Origin of the sequence: Bacillus pretiosus, assembly GCF_051294775.1 — a bacterium.
GTDB lineage: Bacteria > Bacillota > Bacilli > Bacillales > Bacillaceae_G > Bacillus_A > Bacillus_A wiedmannii.
This window is the reverse complement of sequence record NZ_JBPPHF010000503.1, coordinates 1-285: the sequence shown is the minus strand read 5'-3', so window position 1 is coordinate 285 and position 285 is coordinate 1. Positions and strand designations below refer to the sequence as shown.

Below are 285 nucleotides of genomic sequence, written 5' to 3'. Positions count from 1 at the left end.
AAGTTACACCCTCTGGCAATATGAGATCAAAAACAACAACATATACTTCTGCATAGGATAGTTCTGTATAATTATTCAATGTTAAAGATTGAATGACTTGTTGTTCGAATTCCAATTGTTGAATCGTATAGGCCTGTGTGTTATCTCCATCTAAAGTGGACAGGAGTGACGTATCATCAGGACAGTCACCTGAAAATTCATGTTGAAAGTAAAACACGGGCGCCAACTTTGAAATTAATAAAGTACTGCTGTAGTCAACTTTTAAATTATCTTTTTTATATGGTT

The 285-nt window shown here is 34.0% G+C and carries 1 pseudogene; it reads right to left on the bottom strand.

Going from position 1 to position 285, the window contains the following annotated elements:
* A pseudogene (locus tag ACSG5Z_RS31925) lies at positions 1 to 285 on the bottom strand (hypothetical protein); the annotation flags it as partial.